Origin of the sequence: Klebsiella sp. ME-303, from assembly GCF_007910085.1 — a bacterium.
Lineage (GTDB): Bacteria > Pseudomonadota > Gammaproteobacteria > Enterobacterales > Enterobacteriaceae > Klebsiella > Klebsiella michiganensis.
Genome location: NZ_VOJB01000096.1, coordinates 54,421 through 74,664 on the forward strand (window position 1 = coordinate 54,421; position 20,244 = coordinate 74,664).

At 61.0% G+C, this 20,244-nt stretch carries 22 protein-coding genes, 3 tRNA genes and 1 riboswitch; of the genes, 3 read left to right on the top strand and 22 right to left on the bottom strand.

The features are described from left to right. Positions 1–100: 100 nt before the first annotated feature. Positions 101–910, bottom strand: a complete 810-nt coding sequence (gene tcdA, locus FQK12_RS23495) for a tRNA cyclic N6-threonylcarbamoyladenosine(37) synthase TcdA (protein ID WP_009651598.1) — start codon at positions 908–910, stop codon at positions 101–103. A gap of 114 nt (positions 911–1,024) precedes the next feature. Then, the gene (gene mltA / locus FQK12_RS23500) at positions 1,025–2,122 is read right to left on the bottom strand and encodes a murein transglycosylase A (RefSeq protein WP_004124438.1); all 1,098 of its coding nucleotides are present in this window, start codon (positions 2,120–2,122) and stop codon (positions 1,025–1,027) included. Positions 2,123–2,333: 211 nt separating this feature from the next. On the opposite strand from mltA, the gene FQK12_RS23505 reads away from it, so the two are divergent. The 3 genes from FQK12_RS23505 (at position 2,334) to FQK12_RS23515 (ending at position 2,655) form a co-directional block, all read left to right on the top strand. Beyond that, positions 2,334–2,410, top strand: a tRNA-Met gene (locus tag FQK12_RS23505). A 47-nt stretch (positions 2,411–2,457) separates the two neighbouring features. Beyond that, positions 2,458–2,534 (top strand) — tRNA-Met (locus FQK12_RS23510). 44 nt (positions 2,535–2,578) lie between these two features. Further along, positions 2,579–2,655 (top strand) — tRNA-Met (locus tag FQK12_RS23515). 99 nt (positions 2,656–2,754) lie between these two features. On the opposite strand, the gene cobT is transcribed toward FQK12_RS23515, so the two are convergent. The 20 genes from cobT to pocR form a co-directional block, all read right to left on the bottom strand. After that, a complete protein-coding gene (gene cobT / locus FQK12_RS23520; RefSeq protein WP_014226623.1) occupies positions 2,755–3,810 on the bottom strand; it encodes a nicotinate-nucleotide--dimethylbenzimidazole phosphoribosyltransferase in 1,056 nt (351 codons plus the stop codon). Between the two features lie 74 nt (positions 3,811–3,884). Then, entirely contained in the window at positions 3,885–4,430 is a 546-nt protein-coding gene (gene cobU / locus FQK12_RS23525) for a bifunctional adenosylcobinamide kinase/adenosylcobinamide-phosphate guanylyltransferase (protein WP_004853703.1), read from the bottom strand. Then, a complete protein-coding gene (locus tag FQK12_RS23530) occupies positions 4,424–5,947 on the bottom strand; it encodes a cobyric acid synthase (protein WP_014226624.1) in 1,524 nt (507 codons plus the stop codon). The genes cobU and FQK12_RS23530 overlap by 7 nt, the downstream gene beginning before the upstream one ends. After that, positions 5,944–6,759, bottom strand: a complete 816-nt coding sequence (locus tag FQK12_RS23535; RefSeq protein WP_014226625.1) for an energy-coupling factor ABC transporter ATP-binding protein — start codon at positions 6,757–6,759, stop codon at positions 5,944–5,946. The genes FQK12_RS23530 and FQK12_RS23535 overlap by 4 nt, the downstream gene beginning before the upstream one ends. 8 nt (positions 6,760–6,767) lie before the next feature. Beyond that, positions 6,768–7,445, bottom strand: a complete 678-nt coding sequence (locus tag FQK12_RS23540) for an energy-coupling factor ABC transporter transmembrane protein (RefSeq protein ID WP_014226626.1) — start codon at positions 7,443–7,445, stop codon at positions 6,768–6,770. Then, positions 7,432–7,713, bottom strand: coding sequence for an energy-coupling factor ABC transporter substrate-binding protein (locus FQK12_RS23545; RefSeq protein ID WP_004133685.1), 282 nt, complete (start codon positions 7,711–7,713; stop codon positions 7,432–7,434). The genes FQK12_RS23540 and FQK12_RS23545 overlap by 14 nt, the downstream gene beginning before the upstream one ends. A 1-nt stretch (position 7,714) precedes the next feature. Further along, complete coding sequence (cbiM, locus tag FQK12_RS23550; protein ID WP_004124457.1) at positions 7,715–8,452, bottom strand: cobalt ECF transporter S component CbiM; 738 nt, start codon at positions 8,450–8,452, stop codon at positions 7,715–7,717. Continuing rightward, a complete protein-coding gene (locus tag FQK12_RS23555; protein ID WP_014226627.1) occupies positions 8,449–9,162 on the bottom strand; it encodes a cobalt-factor II C(20)-methyltransferase in 714 nt (237 codons plus the stop codon). The genes cbiM and FQK12_RS23555 overlap by 4 nt, the downstream gene beginning before the upstream one ends. After that, a complete protein-coding gene (gene cbiK, locus FQK12_RS23560) occupies positions 9,159–9,953 on the bottom strand; it encodes a sirohydrochlorin cobaltochelatase (protein ID WP_014226628.1) in 795 nt (264 codons plus the stop codon). The genes FQK12_RS23555 and cbiK overlap by 4 nt, the downstream gene beginning before the upstream one ends. 10 nt (positions 9,954–9,963) lie before the next feature. Next, positions 9,964–10,749, bottom strand: coding sequence for a cobalt-precorrin-6A reductase (locus FQK12_RS23565; protein WP_014226629.1), 786 nt, complete (start codon positions 10,747–10,749; stop codon positions 9,964–9,966). Then, on the bottom strand, positions 10,746–11,471 hold the full coding sequence (locus FQK12_RS23570; RefSeq protein ID WP_004105101.1) for a precorrin-3B C(17)-methyltransferase: 726 nt from the start codon (positions 11,469–11,471) through the stop codon (positions 10,746–10,748). The genes FQK12_RS23565 and FQK12_RS23570 overlap by 4 nt, the downstream gene beginning before the upstream one ends. After that, complete coding sequence (gene cbiG, locus FQK12_RS23575) at positions 11,471–12,526, bottom strand: cobalt-precorrin 5A hydrolase (RefSeq protein WP_014226630.1); 1,056 nt, start codon at positions 12,524–12,526, stop codon at positions 11,471–11,473. Before cbiG ends, FQK12_RS23570 begins: the two co-directional genes overlap by 1 nt. Beyond that, complete coding sequence (locus FQK12_RS23580) at positions 12,507–13,280, bottom strand: cobalt-precorrin-4 methyltransferase (RefSeq protein WP_014226631.1); 774 nt, start codon at positions 13,278–13,280, stop codon at positions 12,507–12,509. Before FQK12_RS23580 ends, cbiG begins: the two co-directional genes overlap by 20 nt. Further along, positions 13,273–13,842, bottom strand: a complete 570-nt coding sequence (locus FQK12_RS23585) for a decarboxylating cobalt-precorrin-6B (C(15))-methyltransferase (RefSeq protein ID WP_014226632.1) — start codon at positions 13,840–13,842, stop codon at positions 13,273–13,275. The genes FQK12_RS23580 and FQK12_RS23585 overlap by 8 nt, the downstream gene beginning before the upstream one ends. After that, positions 13,832–14,437: a cobalt-precorrin-7 (C(5))-methyltransferase gene (locus FQK12_RS23590; protein ID WP_014226633.1), complete on the bottom strand. Its 606-nt coding sequence runs from the start codon at positions 14,435–14,437 to the stop codon at positions 13,832–13,834. Before FQK12_RS23590 ends, FQK12_RS23585 begins: the two co-directional genes overlap by 11 nt. Next, positions 14,431–15,570: a cobalt-precorrin-5B (C(1))-methyltransferase CbiD gene (gene cbiD, locus FQK12_RS23595; RefSeq protein WP_014226634.1), complete on the bottom strand. Its 1,140-nt coding sequence runs from the start codon at positions 15,568–15,570 to the stop codon at positions 14,431–14,433. The genes FQK12_RS23590 and cbiD overlap by 7 nt, the downstream gene beginning before the upstream one ends. Continuing rightward, positions 15,567–16,199 carry a cobalt-precorrin-8 methylmutase gene (locus FQK12_RS23600; protein ID WP_004133657.1) on the bottom strand — a complete coding sequence of 211 codons (633 nt, stop codon included), beginning with the start codon at positions 16,197–16,199 and terminating at the stop codon, positions 15,567–15,569. Before FQK12_RS23600 ends, cbiD begins: the two co-directional genes overlap by 4 nt. A 10-nt stretch (positions 16,200–16,209) precedes the next feature. Continuing rightward, positions 16,210–17,169 (bottom strand): adenosylcobinamide-phosphate synthase CbiB, encoded by a 960-nt coding sequence (cbiB, locus tag FQK12_RS23605; RefSeq protein WP_014226635.1) that lies wholly within the window; start codon positions 17,167–17,169, stop codon positions 16,210–16,212. Then, a complete protein-coding gene (locus FQK12_RS23610; RefSeq protein WP_014226636.1) occupies positions 17,166–18,545 on the bottom strand; it encodes a cobyrinate a,c-diamide synthase in 1,380 nt (459 codons plus the stop codon). Before FQK12_RS23610 ends, cbiB begins: the two co-directional genes overlap by 4 nt. A gap of 87 nt (positions 18,546–18,632) precedes the next feature. Continuing rightward, positions 18,633–18,924, bottom strand: a riboswitch (cobalamin riboswitch). A 300-nt stretch (positions 18,925–19,224) separates the two neighbouring features. Continuing rightward, positions 19,225–20,136, bottom strand: coding sequence for a transcriptional regulator PocR (gene pocR, locus FQK12_RS23615; RefSeq protein ID WP_014226637.1), 912 nt, complete (start codon positions 20,134–20,136; stop codon positions 19,225–19,227). Between the last annotated feature and the right edge of the window lie 108 nt (positions 20,137–20,244).

Genomic DNA, 20,244 nt, shown 5'->3' on the forward strand with positions numbered 1-20,244 from the left:
GACGCGCCTTGCCCGGGCTACGGGTTCGTGCGGTTTTGTCGCCCGGACAGGTGCGCAGTTTTGTAGCCCGGGTAAGGCGCCTGCGCCGCGACCCGGGAATTTACGCCGTCTGCCGCTCCGCCTTCGCCAGCATTTTCTTCAGCGCGTGGGAGACGGCGACAAAACCAAAGGTCGCGGTCACCATCGTCGCGGCGCCAAAGCCGGATGCGCAGTCCATTCGCTTCGGCCCCTCAGCGGTGCTTTTCATCGCACAAACGCTGCCGTCCGCCTGCGGATAAACCAGCGCTTCGGTGGAAAACACGCAATCCACGCCGAGCTTACCTTTGCTGTTCTTCACCACCCCAAACTGGCTCTTCAAACGCTCACGCAGCTTTGCCGCCAGCGGATCCTGGATGGTTTTCGCCAGATCGGCGACCTGAATTTGCGTCGGATCGATTTGCCCGCCCGCGCCGCCGGTGGTCACCAGCGGAACCTTATGGCGACGACAGTAAGCGATTAGCGCCGCTTTCGGGCGCACGCTGTCGATGGCGTCAATCACGTAGCTAAAGCCAACGCCAAGATACTCGGCGACGTTTTCCGGGGTGACAAAATCGTCCACCACCGTGACCCGGCACTCGGGGTTGATCAGGCGAATACGTTCCGCCATCACCTCGGCTTTCGCCAGGCCAACGTTGCCGCCAAGGGCGTGGATCTGGCGATTGGTGTTGGTCACGCAGACATCATCCATATCGATCAGGGTAATCGCGCCAATTCCGGTTCTCGCCAGCGCTTCCGCCGCCCATGAGCCTACGCCGCCAATGCCGACCACGCAGACGTGCGCGTCGGCAAAACATTGCAGCGCCTTTTCACCATATAAACGCGCCGTGCCGCCAAAACGCTGGCGCCAGGCATCGCTGATTACAACAGACATAAAACCTCAGAATTAGTGGACATTCCCGGGTCGCGGCGCAAGCGCCTTACCCGGGTGACAAAATCAGCCGTAGCCCCGGTAAGCGTAGCGCGACCGGGGAAAAGAACCGGCGTACTAGCCGCTAAAGACGTTGCCCGCGCCCGGGGCGTTTTTCAGCACCCATACGCGGCCGTAGTGGTTATACCAGCCGGCACGATGCCCGGCATCCGGGCCAATGCCCTGGTAAATATCGAAGTGCTGGCCTTTAATCGCCCCGCCAACATCGAGAGCCACCATTAAACGCAGCTCGTACTGGCCGTTAAACTTGCCGTTGTTATCCAGCAGCGGCACCTCCGCCAGCAGCGTGGTGCCGGCAGGAACAATGGAACGGTCGGAAGCCACCGATGCCCGGCCAATCAGCGGCACCGCGCTGGCGCCTTTCACCGGCGCAAAAGACTGCGGTTTAAAGAAGACGAACGACGGGTTCTGCTCCAGCAGCTCGCGCACTTCCGCCTCGCTGTGTTTTTCGCCCCATTCGCGGATCGCCTGCATCGACATATCTTCGCGCTTCACTTCGCCGCGGTCGATCAGCACTTTACCGATGCTGTAGTACGGCCAGCCGTTTTTCCCGGCATAGCTGAAGAAGTTCAGCGGCGAGCCGTCGCCAAAATCAATGTAACCGCTGCCCTGCACGTCCATGATGAAGTTATCCATCAGCGAGTTGCTGTAGGCCAGGATGTAGTTGTCGCTCAGAGCGCCGGCGTAGATGCTGGCGCGGGACGGCAGCTTGCCGCGCTTCGGCGGCATCCGGTAAATCGGGTACTGGAACTCGCCCTGGCGAGTATGGCGCGCCTGCACCACCGGCGTGTAGTAGCCGGTAAACTGGACGTTACCGTAGTTATCCGTCCCCTGCATCTGCCAGGCGTCGATACCAAACTGGCTCAGCGTGCGGGTGTCGCCGCCGGAACGCAGCCACTCCTGAATCGCATTGTAGACGTTGCTCTGGCTGGTGTAGAGGCGCGGAGAGGCGCTACGAATCTGTCTCACCTGCTCGGAGAAATCGCCGGCGTTGATCGGCGAGCCGACCGCATCAGGTTGGTTAACCAATGAAAACGGCTGGGTGAGTTTACCTTCATTATACTGCTGACCGCGATCGGTCGGTTTTGAGGAACAGGCGGCCAGCATTGCCAGCATTGCGCCTGTTACTGCGTATTTTGCCCAACGTCCTTTCATGGTATCTCTTCTTTATGCTGCTAAGCCCGGGTGCGTGATGAAGATAACAAACCCCCAGGGCTAATGAAATGCGCTTAGGCACCGCAAAGGCAGTTTTGCGCAAAAAATAGGCTGGAAGTGATTCTATATGCACCATTTTTTACAAAATTGATGATTTCTGCCAAAAAGGGTTGCATCAAAACGTTAGCGGAGTATAGTGCGCTTCCACGGACGCGGGGTGGAGCAGCCTGGTAGCTCGTCGGGCTCATAACCCGAAGGTCGTCAGTTCAAATCTGGCCCCCGCAACCAATTAAAATCAGAGAAGTAACGTTACTCGATGGAAGAGTAATGACGGACGCGGGGTGGAGCAGCCTGGTAGCTCGTCGGGCTCATAACCCGAAGGTCGTCGGTTCAAATCCGGCCCCCGCAACCAATTAAAATCTGATGCAAGTTTACTCGATGAAGAGTAAAGACGGACGCGGGGTGGAGCAGCCTGGTAGCTCGTCGGGCTCATAACCCGAAGGTCGTCGGTTCAAATCCGGCCCCCGCAACCAACATCATAAACACCCTCAAGGGTGTTTTTTTGTTTCTGCGCTCCGCAAAATCTTATGCCTGATTCAGGGAACGGCGCAGCGCCGCTCCCCAGCCCTTTCTCAGCCCTTTGGCAACACAATATTGCTCGCCGCCAGCATGCCCATCTCGTGATACATCGCGCAGGCCGCTTCCACGATCGGCATCGCCAGCGCCGCGCCGCTGCCTTCGCCCAGACGCATCCCCATATTCAGGTAGGGCTCCAGTTCGAGATGCATCAGCGCCGTACGCGCGCCCTTCTCCGCCGAATAGTGGGACGGGATCAGATAGGGCTTCACTTCCGGCGCAATTCGGCACGCCGCCAGCGCCGCCGCGTAGGAGAGAAAGCCATCGAGCACCACCGGCAGGCCGCAGGAGGCCGCGCCCAGCATCACGCCCGTCATCCCCAATAAATCAAAACCGCCCACTTTTGCCAGCACGTCGAGACCATCGTTCGGGTCAGGCCGGTTGACGGCGATAGCCCGGCGCACCACTTCCACTTTATTAGCGACCTTCGCCAACGGCAGATTAGCGCCAATCCCGACCACCTCCTGGGCATCGCTGCCGGTCAGAACGCTGACAATCGCCGCCGCCGGGGTGGTATTGGCCATTCCGAGCTCCCCGACGCCAAACAGGGTGACGCCATCCTGCGCCAGCCCTCGAGTATGGCGCATCACCTCCAGCAGCAGCTCTTCCGCCTGGCCGCGGTGCATTGCCGGACCGACGGCGATATTGCCGCAGCCGCGCGCCACGCGCATGTTGATAACGCCCGGAATCAGCTCAGCATCGATCCCGACATCAATCACGTGCATTTTCGCGCCCGCCTGCGCCGCCAGCACGCAAACGCCGGTTTTCCCCAGCATCATATTCGCCGCCTGGATGGCGGTCACCGCTTTCGGCGAGATGGCGACCCCTTCGTCCCACACGCCGTGGTCGGCGCACATCACCAGCAGCGCCTTCTTTTTCACCTGCGGCACGCCGTCAAGACCGGGCATGCCCGCCAGCTGTACGGCAAGATCTTCAAGGCGTCCAAGGCTTCCGGGCGGCTTCAGCAGGCCGTCGATATGAAGCCGGGCGCGCGCCATCGCGCTTTCATCAGGCGCCGGGATCGCGCCCAGTAGAGAGGTTAAGCTTTGCATAGAGGTTCTCGTCTTGTTGGCTGGCTCATGGCAGAGCCAGCAGGAAGAATAACGCCCGGTACGGCGCGCCTGGCCTATTTGATTTTTACGCCAATGCCCGACACCACCAGCCACACCTCGTCCGCCGCCGCCGCCAGGCGCTGGTTAACGCGCCCGGCGATGTCGCGGAAATGGCGGGCCAGACGGTTTTCCGGCACAATCCCCATCCCCACCTCGTTGGTCACCAGCACCACGCGGGCCGGGCAGCGCTGGCAGGCGGCAATCAGTACCGCGATTTCGGCGTCGATCGCCCGCTCCATCGCCGCATAATCCCAGTCGTCCGGCGCGCTGTCGCCCCCCAGCGCAAACAGCAGGTTGGTTACCATGGTGGTGATGCATTCCAGCAAAATCGCCTCCTCCGGGGCGATATCCGGGGTGATCAGTTCATCAAGCTGCTGCCAGCGCTCGGCGGTGCGCCAGTGCGCGGGCCTGCCGTCGCGGTGGTGCTGGATCCTCGCCGCCATCTCGTCATCAAAGATCTGCGAGGTGGCGATATAGAGTACCTGCGGCGCATGGGCGATCAGCGCTTCGGCATGGCGGCTTTTACCGCTGCGCGCCCCGCCGGTCACTAATGTCAGCATACGGGCTCCTGATGTTGGCGCATGATGGCGTAGATTTTTTCGATATCAATATGCTGACGCATCGCGTCCGCCAGCAGATCGAACTGGCGAGATTTATACTGCGCATACTCGAAATCGCTATCCAGCGCCGCCAGCCCTTTACGCTGGCGCAGGCCGTTAACCAGCGCGCGGGTAAATGCATCGCTATCGAACAGGCCGTGCAGATAGGTGCCAAACGCCAGGCCGTCATCGCTGACCGCGCCGTCCGCCACATTCTGGCCGCCTTTATGTAATTGCATCAGCGAACGGCAGCCGTCGCGCAGCTCGGTTTCGCCCATATGAATTTCGTAGCCGCTTACCGCCAGCCCCGCCGTTGCCGCCAGCCACGCCGGCAGCGCCGGAGCCAGAGTCGCCGTTACCTGGGTGGTCGTTTTGCTGTGCGCAAAGTGGGTGACGGTATTGAGCAACCCCAGCCCCGGCTGGGTGCCAAGCCCCGACTCCACCTCATCAATAATGGTTTCGCCGAGCATCTGGTAGCCGCCGCAGATCCCCAGCACCGGTACGCCCTTACGCCGGGCCTGCAGTACCGCGTGCGCCATGCCGCTCTCGCGCAGCCAGCCCAGGTCGCCGAGCGTATTTTTACTGCCCGGCAGGATAATCATATCCACGCCCGCCAGCTCCTGGGGCTGGCGAACATAGCGGACGCGGACGTCCGGCTGCGCCGCCAGCGCGTTGAAATCGGTGAAATTAGAGATGTGCGGTACCTGGACCACGGCAATCTCAATATCGCGCCTGTCGGTACGCAGATATTTCCCTTTTTGCAGCGCGACGCCGTCCTCATCTTCGAGATCGACGTCCAGCCACGGCATCACGCCGAGTACCGGGACGCCGGTGAGCGCTTCTATCTGCTCGATCCCGGAATACAGCAGCGCCACGTCGCCGCGAAATTTATTGATAATCACCCCTTTGACCCGCGCGCGCTCGCGGTCATGCAGCAGCGCGAGCGTGCCGTAGATGGAGGCGAATACGCCGCCGCGATCGATATCCGCCACGAGGATCACCGGGCACTGGGCCATCTCGGCCATGCCCATATTGACGATGTCGCGATCGCGCAGGTTGATCTCCGCCGGACTGCCCGCCCCTTCCAGCACCAACACATCATGTTCGGCGGCCAGGCTGTTATAAACCGCGAGGATCTGTTCGCGCAGGCGCGGCTTGTATTCGTGATAGCTCACCGCGTCCATATCGGTCGCCACTTTGCCCATCAGCACCACCTGCGCTTTACGGTCGCTGGTTGGCTTAAGCAGCACCGGGTTCATGCGCACATCCGGGGTAGTGCCCGCCGCTTCGGCCTGGAAAATTTGCGCGCGGCCCATCTCTTTGCCATCCGGCGTGATACCGGAATTAAGCGCCATATTCTGCGATTTAAACGGCGCGGTGCGCTGCCCGTCCTGATAAAAGATGCGGCACAGCCCCGCGACCAGCACGCTTTTGCCGACGTCGGAAGCGGTGCCCTGTAACATAATTGCCAGCGTCATGACGCCTCCTTCATCGCGTTGTTTCGCATCCGCGTAAAAAATTCTTCTTCGGTTTTACACAGCGGCAGCCCGAGCTGCGCGTGCAGTTTCACCAGCCACGGCTGGGTGAGCCCGGCCTGGGCCATCAGTTCGCTGCGGGCAAACACCTCCCCGGGTTCGCCATGCGCCAGCACTTCGCCGCGGCGTAACACGTAAACCGCATCGCTGATTTCATAGATCAGATCGATATCGTGGCTGGAGATCGCCACGTGGTTGCCCCGATCGGCAATGCGCTTAATGATGTCGATCATCTGCGCGCGTCCCGAGGGATCGAGCCCCGCCGTCGGCTCGTCGAGCAGTAAATAGCGCGCCTGCAGCACCAGCGCGCCGGCTATCGCCACGCGCTTTTTCTGCCCGTGGCTCAGGCACTGAATCGGCTGGTGACGAAACCCCTGGGCATCGACGAGAGTCAGGGCATCGTCCACCCGGCGGGCAATTTCCTCTTCCGCAACCCCCAGGTTACGCAGGCTAAAGGCGATATCGCTGTCGATATCGGTATAGAAAATCTGCTGGTCCGGGTCCTGGAAAACGGTCGCCACCTGCTGACGCAGCGCCAGCAGGCCGCGTTTGCTGTAATCCAGCGGTTTTCCCTGCCACAGCACCGCCCCGCTCTGCGGGCGCAGCAGACCGCTCAGGTTCATAAACAGCGTGGATTTTCCGCAGCCGTTCGCCCCCACCAGTCCGGTCACCGCGTGACGGGAAAAATCCAGCGTCAGCCCCTTCAGCACCGGCTCGTCCTGATAGCGAAACCAGAGATCGGTCGTGGCAAGCATACTTATCCTTAGAGGTGAAAGTCACCCTGATACAGTTTGATATCCAGCGTGGTGCTCATCTGCTGGTAGCGGATCATCACCCGGGTAAACAGCAGCCCTACCAGCATCGCCAGCGAACGATAGCCCTTCGGCACGCTACGGTAGCCAAAACGTAATGTTTGCGCACGATGAATCGCCAGCGCTTCGTCTAACAGAATAAAAATAAAGCGCCAGGTCAGCAGGATTTGCTCGGTCAGCAGCCGCGGCACCCGCCCGCGCTTGAGCAGCACAATAAGCTGCGGGAACGGCAGATTCAGCACCAGCCAGAAGGTGGACGCCAGCGCCGCCAGGCTGCGCCAGAAGGTCTGATTGGCGGTCGTCAGCCCCTCCGACGTGATGCCCAGCCAGACGCTGCCCAGCGGCAGGCTCAGCAGCAGATCCTGCGGATTGCGGCTGACGCTAAACAGAATGGTCAGCACGCCGATCAGCAGGAAGCCAAACGGCAGCGCCATCCAGCGGCACCAGCGCCACGGCGAGACCCGCAGCAGCCAGCAGGTTAAGGCGGCAATCAGCGCCATTTCGATACCCTGCCCCAGCGGAGGCAGGGTAAAGGCCAGCACCATCAGCAGCAGCCAGAACAGGAACTTGCGCTCCGGCGCGACGTGAAACCAGCGGCTCTGATAGCTAAGTCGGTCAAACCCGGTCATCACGGCGCTGTCTGCCTTTGCTGTAGCCCAGAATATAGAAAATCACCGCCGCGCCGAGGGAGCCCTGGAGCGTAAACAGCAGGCTCTCAATTTCTCCACTCGCCGGTTCGTACAGCGGCTGGAACCACGGCTCATAATGCGGTGCGACCACCTGAATCTGGCTCTCCGCCTCGCCGTCCGAACCGCCAAACTCGCCGCCGTGATCGACAAAGAACGGCAGGATCACCAGCGCCACCACCATGGCTAACAATATCAGCGTCTTTTTCATGTTAATGCCCCTGTGCGGTAATCAGCTGACGTTTGGTCAACTGGTCGTAGATCATGACGGTTAACAGTCCTTCAGCAATGGCGATCGGGATCTGGGTCAGGCAGAAGATCCCCATAAACTTGACGATCGATCCGGTCGCGCCGGCGGTCGGATCCGGGAAGGCCACGCCGAGCTGTACGGAGGTGACAAAGTAGGTCACCAGATCCGCCAGCATCGCGCAGAGAAACACCCCGACATCGCGGCGAATGCCCGCGCGGCAGGCCATTTTCCACACCATATAGCCGACCACCGGCCCGATGACCGCCATCGACATCCCGTTCGCGCCGAGCGTCGTCAGCCCGCCGTGCGCCAGCAGCAGCGCCTGGAACAGCAGCACGATGGCGCCAAGGATCGCCACCACGCCAGGCCCGAAGAGAATCACCGCCAGGCCGACGCCGGTCGGGTGCGAACAGCTGCCGGTCACGGAAGGAATTTTCAGCGCCGAGAGGACAAAAATAAACGCCCCGCACAGCGCCAGCAGCACCTTCTGGTTGTTATCTTCCTGCACGATGCGGCGCAGGCGCACCAGCCCGTACCACAGGCAGGGTAAAAACAGCAGCCACCATGCCAGGGCCCACATCGGCGGTAAAAACCCCTCCATAATGTGCATCGCGAAAGCCTTTTCGGGTACCACTATCAGCAATAGCGCCGCAGCTAACCCGCTGAAAGACAGCTGTTTTAGCTGTTGTTCAAGTTTCATTCTGCATACTCCCACTGTTTATTGACCAGAATGGTCGAGAAATAGGGCAGCGGCTGGTCGTCGCTGACGTCACGGAGATGGCGCCAGCACTGCTCGCCCGGCAGCGTGGCTTCGGACATCATCAGCGCGGCATCCAGCAGACCGTTTTTCGCCAGCAGCGCTTTGATGCGGGGAAACCGCCCGTACACTTTCATCAGCACCAGGCTTTCATGCTGGCGCAGCGCCTGCTCGATTTCCGTTTCCGGCGCGGTGCAGGAGATCACCGCCAGCGACTGCTGCTCCATAGCCAGCGGCGTTTTTGAACGCGCGGCAATGGCGGCGAAAGAGGTGACGCCGGGAACAATCTCCAGCCACGCCGGGCTGCCGATACGCTGGAGTAAGAACACCCAGGTGCTGAACAGCATGGCGTCGCCGAGGGTAATAAACCCGACCTGCTTGCCCGCCTCCACTTCCTGCACCAGCGCGGCGGCGACCTCATCCCATACCGCCTCTTTTTCCGCGCTGTCGGCGCTCATCGGGAAATGGCAGCAGCGCACTTCGGTCCGTTCGCCGATATACTCCCGCACGATGGAGAGCGCGAGGCTGTCGCCGCCTTTACGTCCGGCGGGGGCGTAGAGAATGTCCAGCTTGCCCAGCACCCGCGCCGCGCGCACGGTGATCAGGTCGGCGGCGCCAGGGCCGGTACTCAGGGCATACAGTTTGCCGCTCATGCCGCCTCCTCCATCGCCAGGCTCAGCGCCTGCTGCAGGTGAGCGACGAACATTGCGCGCACCGCCGGATTCTCTCCCAGCCCGTTCAGCCACGGCGTCGCCGTGATACCGGCGGCGTTGAACAGCGTTTTCCAGGAGTCCTCTTCGTCCGAGGCCATATCGTTAATGGCGTGATCGCCGGCCACCAGCATCAGCGGCATCAGGTGCACGCCCTTCACCCCCTGCCGGCGCAGGCTGTCGATAAGAATATCGACTTCCGGATAGCTCTCGACCGCGCCGACCCGCGCCGGAAACCCCTTCGCCGTCATCATATGATCCAGACAGGCGTAGGCGGCGAAAGCGTGATGGCTGGCGCCGTGGCCCATAAAGACCACCGTTTCATCGGCGGCAAGCGGCGGCATCTGCTGGCGCAGCGCCTGCATCAGCTGGACATAATCGTGATGGCTGCTCAGCAGCGGCGCCCCCAGCGTCAGGCGGAGGAACAGCGGGCGCAGGCTTTGCACTTCGCGGACGATCTTTTCATATTCATCGCCGTTGATAATGTGCAGCGACTGAATCGCCACATCCTGGTAGCCCTGCTCGGCCAGCTTCTGCAGCGCCTGCAGCGGCGTATCAATCTCGATACCGTCGCGCTGCTTGAGCTTGCGGATAATCATCCCGGAGGTGAAGGCGCGAAAGGTGTCGCGGTCCGGGCAGCTGGCCGCCAGCTCGCGCTCGCAGGCGACGATATTCTTTTCACAGGTGTCGGGATAGCTGGTGCCAAAACTGACCACCAGAAGCGCTTTTTTCATTTCGGACTCCTTAAGCAGCGGCCAGCCAGCGCGCTAAGCGCCGGGCAAAGGCAGCCTGACTTTCCAGTAATTCTTCACCGGTCACCAGCGGTGCCGGGCGCGTAATCACGATGCAGGGGATACCGGCATCCAGACAGGGTTGTACTTTTTCCTGATAGCCGCCTTCGGCCCCGGAGGCTTTGGTGATCACCACATCGGCCCGGCACTGGCGGTAGAAAGCGGCGTTGAACTCGGCGCTGAACGGCCCGCACAGGGCGAAAATCTCGCCAACGCCGAACCCCAGTCCGGCGCACTGGGCGATGACATCGGCGACCGGCAACACCCGGGCCAGAAGCGTTTTTTCGCCTAATCCCGCCCGCCAGCGCGCCAGATCTTTGCTTCCGGTGGTGAGCAGCACGCGAGGACCGAAGCGCCGGGCGACCTCGCAGGCCTGTTCAATGCTCTCCACGGTATAGAGCAGCGGATGCCTCAGGCCGCTCAGCTGTTCAGGGCGCTGATAGCGGCTCAGCAGCACGCCGGCGATTTCGCAGGCCCGGACGATATTGCGGCTCACCGCTTCGGCGTAGGGGTGCGAAGCATCGATCACCCAGCGGGTCCGGTTAGCCTTCAGCCAGGCGATCATCTCCTCCAGCTCGAGACGCCCGCAGCGCACCTGGCCGCGAATATCCCCCGCCAGCTGCTGGCCGGTGGGCGTCGCCACCGACAGGGTGTATTTAACCTGCGCCGCGTCAAGCTGCTGGCACAGCGCCCGCGCGTCGCTGGTTCCGCCCATCACCAGCACCTCGCCGTGGCTCACAGCACGTAGCCTCGCGGGGTGATCATCAGGCCATCCTGGATATACGTCGCTTTGTTGCCAACGATCACCAGGCTGGTCATATCGACCGGTGCAAAATCCATCTCCCCCAGGGTGGTCAGCCATTTCTCTTGTTTTTTACGTCCGGCGGACTTCACGACCCCCACCGGAGTCTGCGCGCTTTTGCTGGCCGACAGCAGCTCAAAGGCGCGCGCCAGATGGCCCTCGCGGCCGCGGCTGCGCGGATTGTAAAAACAGATCACGAAGTCGGCTTCACCGGCGGCGACAATACGCTTTTCAATCACCGGCCACGGTGTCAGCAGGTCGCTGAGGCTGATATGGCAGAAGTCGTGCATCAGCGGCGCGCCCAGCAGCGAGGCGGCGGCGATGCTGGCGGTCATCCCCGGGATCAGGCGGACTTCCACATCCAGCTTCTGCTTGCTGACCAGCTCAAGCACCAGTCCAGCCATGCCGTAAATACCGGCGTCGCCGCTGCTGATCAGCGCCACGTTATGCCCGGCCTGCGCCAGCTCAATCGCCGCCTGGCAGCGCTCAATCTCTTTGCACATCCCGGTTTTGATCACCTGCTTATCGCCGGTAAAGGCTTTCACCAGGTGCGTGTAGGTTTTATAGCCAACGACGATTTCCGCCGCCTGCAGCGCTTCAATGGCTTCCATGGTCATCATGGACTGCGAGCCAGGGCCGATTCCGATTACGCTTAACATCAGTGTGAAACTCCCAAAGTGATAGTGACGCCCTGTTCGCGCAGGGTTTCGCCCAACAGTTGCCCATGGCTCAGCAGCCAGGCCGCCGGGCCGGATACGCTCCCCACGCCGACGGTTTTTCTGACGAACGATGAAGCGGGGAAATGGTGCTCATGCTCGCGCAGCGCATCAGCGGGAAAGGTTTCGAACGGTACGCGACAGCAGGAGGCCAGCTGAATCAGCCCCTGCTCGTGCTTCTTCAGCGTCACGCTGCCGATGGCTTTCAGCGCCAGCGGATCCAGGCGCTGCGCCTCAAGCTGGCGCGCCAGCAGCGCTGCTAACAGCGGGAATGGCGTATCGCGACGGCAGCCAATTCCGGCGACCACCCGCTGCGGCACCAGCTTCCAGTGCGGCACGGCGATGGCCGGCAGCTCGTTGCGCAGCGTGACGCAGACCAGCGCGTCCAGCTCGGGAAGCTGGTGCAGATCGGTCACGGTGATAAATCCCCGCCGGTCGCAGCGGCTGACGTCTTCATCCAGTTCGTCGTCCCACCACAGGCCGACGCGCTGCTGGCTGACCAGCATCTGGTTGACGGTTTTCACCGCCGCGCGGAAATCGCTCATCCGGGCATTAAGCTGGAATGCCAGGGTATCCAGCGCCGCCATCTCGTTGACGTCGGTGGCGGTGGTGATCACCGGGTCGGCGCCAAGCATCCCGGCCAGATAGCGGCTGAGGGCATTCGCGCCCCCCGCGTGGCCGGAAAGCAGGCTAATAACATGCTGGCCGCGCTCGTCAATCACCACTACCGCCGGGTCGCTGAACTTGTCATTCACCAGCGGGGCCAGTACGCGTACCGCGATCCCGGTGGCGCCGATGAAAATCAGCGCCGAATAGCTGCTGAAGGCCTCGCGCGCGGCGCTGGCAAAACCGTTTTCAAAGGGGAGAAACCCCTCTTCCAGCAGCTTCTCGCTGGTAAAGCAGGTTAACGGCAGCATCGCCGCCAGCCGTTTCGCCAGCCGCACGCCGCCAGGGGTCAGGCAGAAAAGCGCGATTGATTCAGGCTTTACGGTATTCATGGCTAAAGTCCGCCGCGTAGAGTTTTGAGTAGTGATACTCAGAGCCCAGGAAATTCCCGACCAGAATGAGCGCCGTTTTGCGGATCCCCGCCTCGCGCACCTTGTCGCCGATATCCGCCAGGGTACCGCGTACGGTCTGGCTTTCCGGCCAGGTCGCTTTGTAGATCACCGCCACCGGCGTGGTTGCCGGGTAGCCGCCTTCCATCAGGCGCTCCGCCACCCGGTGAATGCGCTGTACGGAAAGGTAAATCGCCATCGAGGTCTGGTGGCTGGCAAACGACTCAAGCTGCTCGCGCTCCGGCACCGGCGTGCGCCCTTCGAGGCGGGTAATAATCAGGCTCTGGGAGACTTCCGGGACGGTGTATTCGACGCCAAGCTCCGCCGCGGCGCCCAGAAACGCGCTGACGCCCGGCACCACCTGCCAGTCGATGCCGCGTTTGGTCAGCTCTTCGCCCTGCTCGCGGACCGAGCCGTACAGCGACACGTCCCCGGTCTGTAAACGCACCACCGTTTTCCCGGCTTTAACGCCGGCTTCCATCAGGTCGAGAATTTGCGCCAGATGCAGTTCGGCGCTGTCGTGACACTCGGCGCCGGGCGGACAGTACTCCAGCAGCGCGGTGTTTATCAGCGACCCGGCGTAGATCACCACCTGGGCCTGCTGGAGCAAGCGGTAGCCCTTGAGGGTAATCAGCTCACGGTCGCCCGGCCCTGCGCCAACGAACCACACACAACGGGGGTCAAATGTCTCAGCCATGGTTTTCTTCCTTCTGACAGGCGATAACAAAAACGGGATTATTCGGTTTGAAATAGTGGCCGCTGCCCAGCGCGGTCAGCGATGAAACGTTCAGCTGCAGGGAATCAACCTGTTCGATTCCCTTCAGCCGCAGATAGTCGAGAGCGGCGTTCAGGTTCTCCTGGAGGATAAAGGTCATCACCAGGCGACCGCCGGGGTAGAGCTGCTGCCACGACCAGTCAATGAGCTCGTCGAGGCGGCCGCCGCTGCCGCCCATAAAAATGGCGTCGGCCCGCTCGGTGATCACCATCGGCGCTTCGCCGGGCAGGATCTCAATGTTGCCGCAGGCGAAATGCTGGCGGTTTTCGTCCAGCAGCTGCAGGGCCGCGGGATTGCGTTCGACCGCCGTTACCTGCAGCGAGGGGTACTGCAACGCCGCCTCAATCGACACGCTGCCGGTACCGGCGCCGATATCAATCAGGTGGCTTGCCCGGTGTAGCTCAAGTTTGGCCAGCGCCAGCGCGCGAACCGCCTCTTTGGTCATCGGCACCTTCTCGCCGCGCAGAAAAAGCTCATCTTTCATCGAGGATCACCACCGCGTTCATCTCATATTCGCCGTCGACCTCACTGACCGGTAGCCAGCGGATCCGCTCGTTATCCATCGCCAGATTTTCGCCAATCACCATCCAGCGATACCCTTTACCCCGCGCCGCCAGCTGGGCGGCGATTTCCCGCGGCCCGCAGCGCCCATCGGTCACCATCGCCACCTTGCGCTGGCGAGCCAGCTCATCAAAACAGACGTCCCGCCCGTGGCTGCTGGTCAGCCAGATATCGTTCATATCGATACCGGCCTTCGCGCAGAGATACTGCACCGCGCTGATGCCGGGGATAATGCGCACGCGCTCGATGCCAAAGTGGGCGATCAGCCGCGTACCGATGCCGTAAAACAGCGGGTCGCCGGAGGCCAGCACCACCACCTTCTGCGCTTCGCGTTCGCCGAGCCATAACAGCAGTTCGGCAATATTGGCGCCCAGCGCAAACCGTTCGCCGTCAAACTCAGGGAACTGCTGTAAATGCCGCTTGCCGCCCACCAGCGCGTCCGCGCTGGCGACCGCGTCCCGCGCCGCCGGCGTCATCAGATGCAGACCTGACGGGCCCATGCCGACCACCGTTAACATGACATCTCCCGCGCAATGTCGGCGATCGGCCGATTGCTGCCGAGGACCTTGTTATCAAAGGAGAACATGATGGCGTCGCAGACGGGCGGCGTTTTGGTAAAGCGCAGCATCTGCATCACCCGCAGGCAGATGCGTTCGGCAAGATGATGATAGATATGCTGAAAACCGTACGCGTCGATGTGCTCCATCGCCGCTTCGGTGGTATCGCATTCGCTCACCAGCTGCAGCAGCGCCAGCGGCGCGCCCAGCAGCGCCAGATGCGCGACCAGGGTTTCCATCCGCGCATCGGCGATATGGCTGTGGGTGTGGAAGATCCCGGCGGCGACTTTAATCAGCTTGCCGGGATGGCCAATCAGCACGATCTGGCGGAACCCCAGGCGCACGGCCTCTTCAATCATGTAGCCGACAAAGTTGCTCATGGTGACCACCACCTGCGCATCAATGCCCATCTGCTCGCGTACGAAGCGCTCGCCGTGGTTGCCCGGCACCAGCACCACCCGCTCCAGCCCCGCCGCGCGCTTAATTTCCAGCTCCAGCGACAGCGAACGCTTCCAGCTCTCCTCCGACATCGGCGTCACGATACCGGTGGTGCCGATAATCGAGATGCCGCCCAGGATCCCCAGCCGCGAGTTATAGGTTTTCTGCGCCCGCGCCTCGCCTTCCGGGGCGAAAATCTCTACCGTCGCCCCGCGCGACGGGCCAATCGCCTCGCGCACCGCCGACTCGATGGTGTGGCGCGGGGTGCGATTAATCGCCGGGCTGCCGATGGGCAGGCCGATCCCTTTGCGGGTGACCGTGCCGACGCCTTCGCCGCCGCGCAGGGTAATCTCGCCGGAATCGTCGAGCGTCACGCGGGCGAAAATCAGCATCCCGTGGGTGGCGTCAACGTCATCGCCGCCGTCTTTACGGATGGCGGCGATCGCCTGCTGCCCTTCAACGTGCGGCGACTCGACGTTAAGGCACAGGGTGATGCCGGAAGGGGTGACAATGGAGACCTGATGAATCAGATGCTGACGCATCACCATCAGCGCCGCGACCTTTGCTGCCGCCGTGGCGCAGGATCCGGTGGTATAGCCTTTGCGCAGCGCCTTGCCGTTGTGCCATACCGGGGCGTCAAAGGATTGCTCGCTCATCGCGCCCCCTGTAAGTGGTACAAAATGGCGTTGACGATGGCGGCGGCGACGTTGCTGCCGCCTTTACGACCCAGCGCGGCGATGCCCGGCAGGCCGCTCTGCGTCAGGGCCTCTTTCGACTCCGCCGCGCCGACGAAACCGACCGGCACGCCAATCACGCCGTTGACCGCGACGTCATGCTCCAGCAGACGAAACAGCGCGGTGGGCGCATTGCCGAAAACAAACACCTTCTCGCCCTCTTCGGCGACCGCGATATCAACCGCCGCCATCGAGCGGGTCATCCCCTGCGCTTTGGCCTCCGCCACCACCCGCGGATCGCTGATATAGCAGCGGCACTCGCCGCCGAATTTCGCCAGCAGGGTTTTATTGATCCCGGACAGGGCCATGGTGGTATCGGTATAAAGCGTGCAGGGCTGGCTCAGGGCGGCGCTCAAGCGCGGAAGCACGTCGGGCGAAAACCACAGGATATCCAGCCAGTCAAAATCAGCGGTGGTGTGGATCACCCGCTTGATAATGGCTTCGTGCAGCGGGCTGGCAAAGCGGTAGTCCGGGCGGGTCTGCGCAATAATGTCGCCAATAATGTCGAAGCTTTTCGCCTCAATCGCCTGCGGTTGCTGGATATAGTGCATTCATTTGTCCTCAGGCAGCGCCGACCAGCCAGTACCGGACCGCCATAAACAGCGCCAGCGCCAGGGTCGAAGACACCCACATCAGTCGAATCGTTCGGGAAATATCGTCTACGGAAATATCGCGCGTCGCGTCGCCGATCCACGGTTTCTCCACGCGCTGTCCAAAGTAATCATTAGGGCCGCCAAGCCGGATGCCGAGCGCCCCGGCGACCGCCGCTTCCGACCAGCCGCAGTTCGGGCTGCTGTGGTTGTAGCGGTCGCGCCAGCCGATGCGCAGCACGCGGCCCCCCGCTTCACCGCAGAGGAGAGCAGCGAGGCTGATAAGCAGCCAGCTCAGGCGGGCGGGGATAAAGTTGGCGACATCATCGAGGCGGGCGCTGACCATGCCGATGGCCCGATATTTTTCGTGCTTATAGCCGACCATCGAATCCAGGGTGTTGACCGCTTTATAGGCCATCGCCAGCGGCGCGCCGCCCAGCAGCAGAAAGAAGAGCGGCGCGATAATGCCGTCGACGGTGTTCTCCGCGACGGTTTCCACCACCGCGCGATTAATCTGCTGCGGCGCAAGCTGCGACGTGTCGCGCCCGACGATCCACGACAGCTTGATACGGCTCTCCGCCAGATCCCCCGCGCGCAGCGGGCGCTCGACGTCCCGCGCCGACTGCGCCAGGCAGCGTCCGGCCAGCACGGTGAAAATCATCCATACCTCAACCAGCCAGCCAAGCCACGGATGAATCGTCCGCGCCAGCGTCAGCACGCCCCAGCAGACGCTCCACGTTAGCCCGACCACCACCAGCCACATCACGGCGCCGCCGACGCGCAGGGCGACATCGCTGCGGCAATAGCGGCGCACGCCGCGCTGAACGGCGGCGATCAGGTTGCCTATCCAGCGCACCGGATGCGGCCAGCTCTGCGGATCGCCGATGATAAAATCGAGGAGCCAGGCAACGCCCCATGCCAGCAGCGTCATAGCGCGCTCCTTGCCGCAGCCAGCCAGTGGTTGAGCATGATGGGACGCTGCGCAAAGTGCAGGTGCAGATAGCTGGCGAACGTGTTGCCCACCTGCCAGCCGCCCGACCACTGCTGAAGGGTCATACCGTCGCGGACTTTGCGGCAGGCCAGGACCGCCGGGATCTCCGGGGTAAAATCCGAGTAGTGAAACTCATGCCCGCGCAGGGTTTCGCCGGGCGCCGCCAGCAGCGTTTGCCGCATCGCCCGCGCCTCGCAGTAGCCAAAGCGGGTAAGCCGTTTGCCCATCTTGCTGTGGCCGGGAATCAGATTGGCCATCGAATAGATGTCACCGCTGGCGTCTTCAAGGGTGCTGCCGAGATACATCAAACCGCCGCACTCGGCGTAAATCGCCACCCCGCGCCGCTGCGCCTCCCGCAGCTGCGCCAGCATCGACGTATTGGCCGCCAGCCCGGCGGCATGAATTTCTGGATAGCCTCCGCCGAGCCAAATCATCTGGCACGGCGGAAGCTCGCTATCGCGCAGCGGACTGAAGCGCACGATATTCACCCCGCAGCGTTCAAGCAGCGTAAGGTTATCCGGGTAGTAAAAGTTGAAGGCTTCGTCGTCGGCCAGCGCCAGCGTCAGGCCCGCGCCGGCGTCGGGCGACGGCAGCGGGGGCCACTCCCCGGCGGGTAGGGCGGTGAGCTGGCTAAGAGCCAGGAGCCGTTCAATATCCAGCGTTTGCGCCAGCGTTTGGGCAAAATCGCGCCACGGCTGCTGATTGACCAGCGACTCGCGGGCGGTGACCAGCCCCAGATGGCGTTCGGGTAACGCCACCCCTTCCACGCGCGGTACGTAGCCGAGCACCGGCAGCCCGCAATAGCGTTCAATGGCGCCTTTGAGAAGCTGATAATGGGATTCGCTGTTGACGCGATTGACGATAACGCCGGCGATATTCAGGCTGGGGTCGAAGTGTTGAAATCCCATCACCGTGGCGGCGATGGAGGTGGAAACCGCTTTTCCATCTACCAGCAAAATGACCGGACAGCCGAGCTGTTTAGCCATCGCGGCGGTGCTGCAGTAGCCAGGGTCGGTACCGAAGCCGTCATACAGCCCCATCACGCCCTCAATGACCGCGATATCCGCCTGCTGCATCCGTTCGCAAAACAGCGCATTGAGCACCGGTTCCGGGAGCATAAAGCTGTCGAGGTTGCGGGAAGCGACGCCGCTGACGGCGGTGTGCCAGCCGGTATCGAGGTAGTCCGGGCCGACTTTGCAGGGCTGAACCCGCATACCGCGCTGCTTCAACAGGCTGAGCAGACCAAGCGTAACGGTGGTTTTACCACAACCGCTGCCGGTACCTGCGAGAATAAATGCGTGCTGCCTGGCTGCCATACCCCGATCCTGTGCCGGGTGGTAGGGCTGCGTGCATTCCCAGTCTTTCGACTGTACGCATCTGAGCAACCCACTTCCCACCGAAGTTGTTGATTATTACCGACAGGCAGGTCTTCTGGCTTAGCGTCGTCCTCTCCCATCCTTCCCAATCCGCTAAGCAGATCAGTGGTCATACCCGTCATACTTCACGTTGTATGTGCGTTGGCTTTACTTGTTCACCCCAGTCACTTACCTGTGTAAGCTCCTGGGGATTCACTCGCTTGCCGCCTTCCTACAACGCGAATTATTTAGCGTATATATGGGTTCGTCAGCATCACAGCAGCGGGGGCTGCGGGGGATTCACACCCCCTTCCCTGGCGCCTGTCGGTTTAGTCCGTCATGATTCGAGCGGGACTGCCCGGCTCGCATGATTTCCGGAATATCTTACGGAAGCTGGATGGCTCCCGTCGTGTTTAATTTTTAATTACCAAGGCCGTTTCATTACGCCGATGGCGCGCTGAAAGCCATTTCAGATATCACTCTATCCCATCAAATAAATAAAAACTGGTGCAGCTTATCGTTCTCTCATTATTATTTTGTTGCGCTATGACAATTTATTGCTCTGAATGAGATATTTTCATTTTAGAATGAGCCAGATACAAGGGCATATCAAAAATCGGCAATAACAAAATATTGTCATTTAAAATGACTCAGTTTGTGATCTGGCGTTAATTTGCTGGCGATAGGCCTGCGGAGTGACCTGATAAGCCTGGCGAAAAACTTTGCAAAAATAGCTGGTTTGCGAAAATCCTAAATTCCGCGCAATGCTGGCGATGCTCCAGTCGCTGTGGCAAAGCAGCTCTTTGGCGCTCACCATCCGCTGATGGTTCACCCACGCGTTAAAACCGATACCCTGATATTTTTTAAATAGCTTACTGAAGTAATAGGGGCTGAGATAAACGTGGGCGGCGACGTCTTCCAGGCGAAGCTCATCGGATAAATGGGCGTCAATGTAGCGCAGCGCTTTCTTCATTTTGCTGTCGTGAGGGCTGGCGACCCGGCTGGCGCGCGCGGGTTCCGGCTGCTGGGGATTATCTTTAATCACCACAAAGTTGAGCTGCTTTTTCAGGCAGTTCTCGACGATCAGCTTCAGTAAATCCGCGGAGGCAATCACTCTGGAGTAGTCCATCTCCGGCACGTCGCGGAACGCGTTGAGCAGCTCGGGGTCCGCCTGCCAGCCGTCGTCCACGTTGAGGATATCCACCAGTTCTACATCGTTGCTTAAGCGCACCTGCCCGCATAGCACGAAGCCCACAAGGTGCCCGGCGATAACCAGAGGAATGGAAAAATCGGTTAACCCGGCGTGGCAGCGGTAGATACAGAGCTGATCGGTTTTTGACGCCTCGAGGCCGCCGCAGCGGTCGCTCATCCGGCAGCGGGTGCTGTGCTGAGGGTGCTGGCGCATCAGCTGGCAGAAAGGGGTGAAGTTAAACAGTTCAGATATTTCATCACCGTGAATATTGACAACCACAACCGCCAGACTGGTGGCCTGCGCAAAATCCTGTGCGATTTTATTAATGAGTTCTGAGTTCAGTGTGCTCGCAGAAATCATGATAAAACCTCTCAGTTAATTTTTTGTTATAAATAAAACATTTCTTTAATATTTACTTCCTTTCATCATCAATTGCCGCCAACGATAAAAGAATAATACGATAGCAAA

Excerpts from the sequence above, each read along its gene's own strand:
- tcdA (WP_009651598.1), bottom strand. The coding sequence starts at position 910 with ATGTCTGTTGTAATCAGCGATGCCTGGCGCCAGCGTTTTGGCGGCACG.
- mltA (WP_004124438.1), bottom strand. The coding sequence starts at position 2,122 with ATGAAAGGACGTTGGGCAAAATACGCAGTAACAGGCGCAATGCTGGCA.
- cobT (WP_014226623.1), bottom strand. The coding sequence starts at position 3,810 with ATGCAAAGCTTAACCTCTCTACTGGGCGCGATCCCGGCGCCTGATGAA.
- cobU (WP_004853703.1), bottom strand. The coding sequence starts at position 4,430 with ATGCTGACATTAGTGACCGGCGGGGCGCGCAGCGGTAAAAGCCGCCAT.
- FQK12_RS23530 (WP_014226624.1), bottom strand. The coding sequence starts at position 5,947 with ATGACGCTGGCAATTATGTTACAGGGCACCGCTTCCGACGTCGGCAAA.
- FQK12_RS23535 (WP_014226625.1), bottom strand. The coding sequence starts at position 6,759 with ATGCTTGCCACGACCGATCTCTGGTTTCGCTATCAGGACGAGCCGGTG.
- FQK12_RS23540 (WP_014226626.1), bottom strand. The coding sequence starts at position 7,445 with ATGACCGGGTTTGACCGACTTAGCTATCAGAGCCGCTGGTTTCACGTC.
- FQK12_RS23545 (WP_004133685.1), bottom strand. The coding sequence starts at position 7,713 with ATGAAAAAGACGCTGATATTGTTAGCCATGGTGGTGGCGCTGGTGATC.
- cbiM (WP_004124457.1), bottom strand. The coding sequence starts at position 8,452 with ATGAAACTTGAACAACAGCTAAAACAGCTGTCTTTCAGCGGGTTAGCT.
- FQK12_RS23555 (WP_014226627.1), bottom strand. The coding sequence starts at position 9,162 with ATGAGCGGCAAACTGTATGCCCTGAGTACCGGCCCTGGCGCCGCCGAC.
- cbiK (WP_014226628.1), bottom strand. The coding sequence starts at position 9,953 with ATGAAAAAAGCGCTTCTGGTGGTCAGTTTTGGCACCAGCTATCCCGAC.
- FQK12_RS23570 (WP_004105101.1), bottom strand. The coding sequence starts at position 11,471 with ATGTTAAGCGTAATCGGAATCGGCCCTGGCTCGCAGTCCATGATGACC.
- cbiG (WP_014226630.1), bottom strand. The coding sequence starts at position 12,526 with ATGAATACCGTAAAGCCTGAATCAATCGCGCTTTTCTGCCTGACCCCT.
- FQK12_RS23580 (WP_014226631.1), bottom strand. The coding sequence starts at position 13,280 with ATGGCTGAGACATTTGACCCCCGTTGTGTGTGGTTCGTTGGCGCAGGG.
- FQK12_RS23585 (WP_014226632.1), bottom strand. The coding sequence starts at position 13,842 with ATGAAAGATGAGCTTTTTCTGCGCGGCGAGAAGGTGCCGATGACCAAA.
- FQK12_RS23590 (WP_014226633.1), bottom strand. The coding sequence starts at position 14,437 with ATGTTAACGGTGGTCGGCATGGGCCCGTCAGGTCTGCATCTGATGACG.
- cbiD (WP_014226634.1), bottom strand. The coding sequence starts at position 15,570 with ATGAGCGAGCAATCCTTTGACGCCCCGGTATGGCACAACGGCAAGGCG.
- FQK12_RS23600 (WP_004133657.1), bottom strand. The coding sequence starts at position 16,199 with ATGCACTATATCCAGCAACCGCAGGCGATTGAGGCGAAAAGCTTCGAC.
- cbiB (WP_014226635.1), bottom strand. The coding sequence starts at position 17,169 with ATGACGCTGCTGGCATGGGGCGTTGCCTGGCTCCTCGATTTTATCATC.
- FQK12_RS23610 (WP_014226636.1), bottom strand. The coding sequence starts at position 18,545 with ATGGCAGCCAGGCAGCACGCATTTATTCTCGCAGGTACCGGCAGCGGT.
- pocR (WP_014226637.1), bottom strand. The coding sequence starts at position 20,136 with ATGATTTCTGCGAGCACACTGAACTCAGAACTCATTAATAAAATCGCA.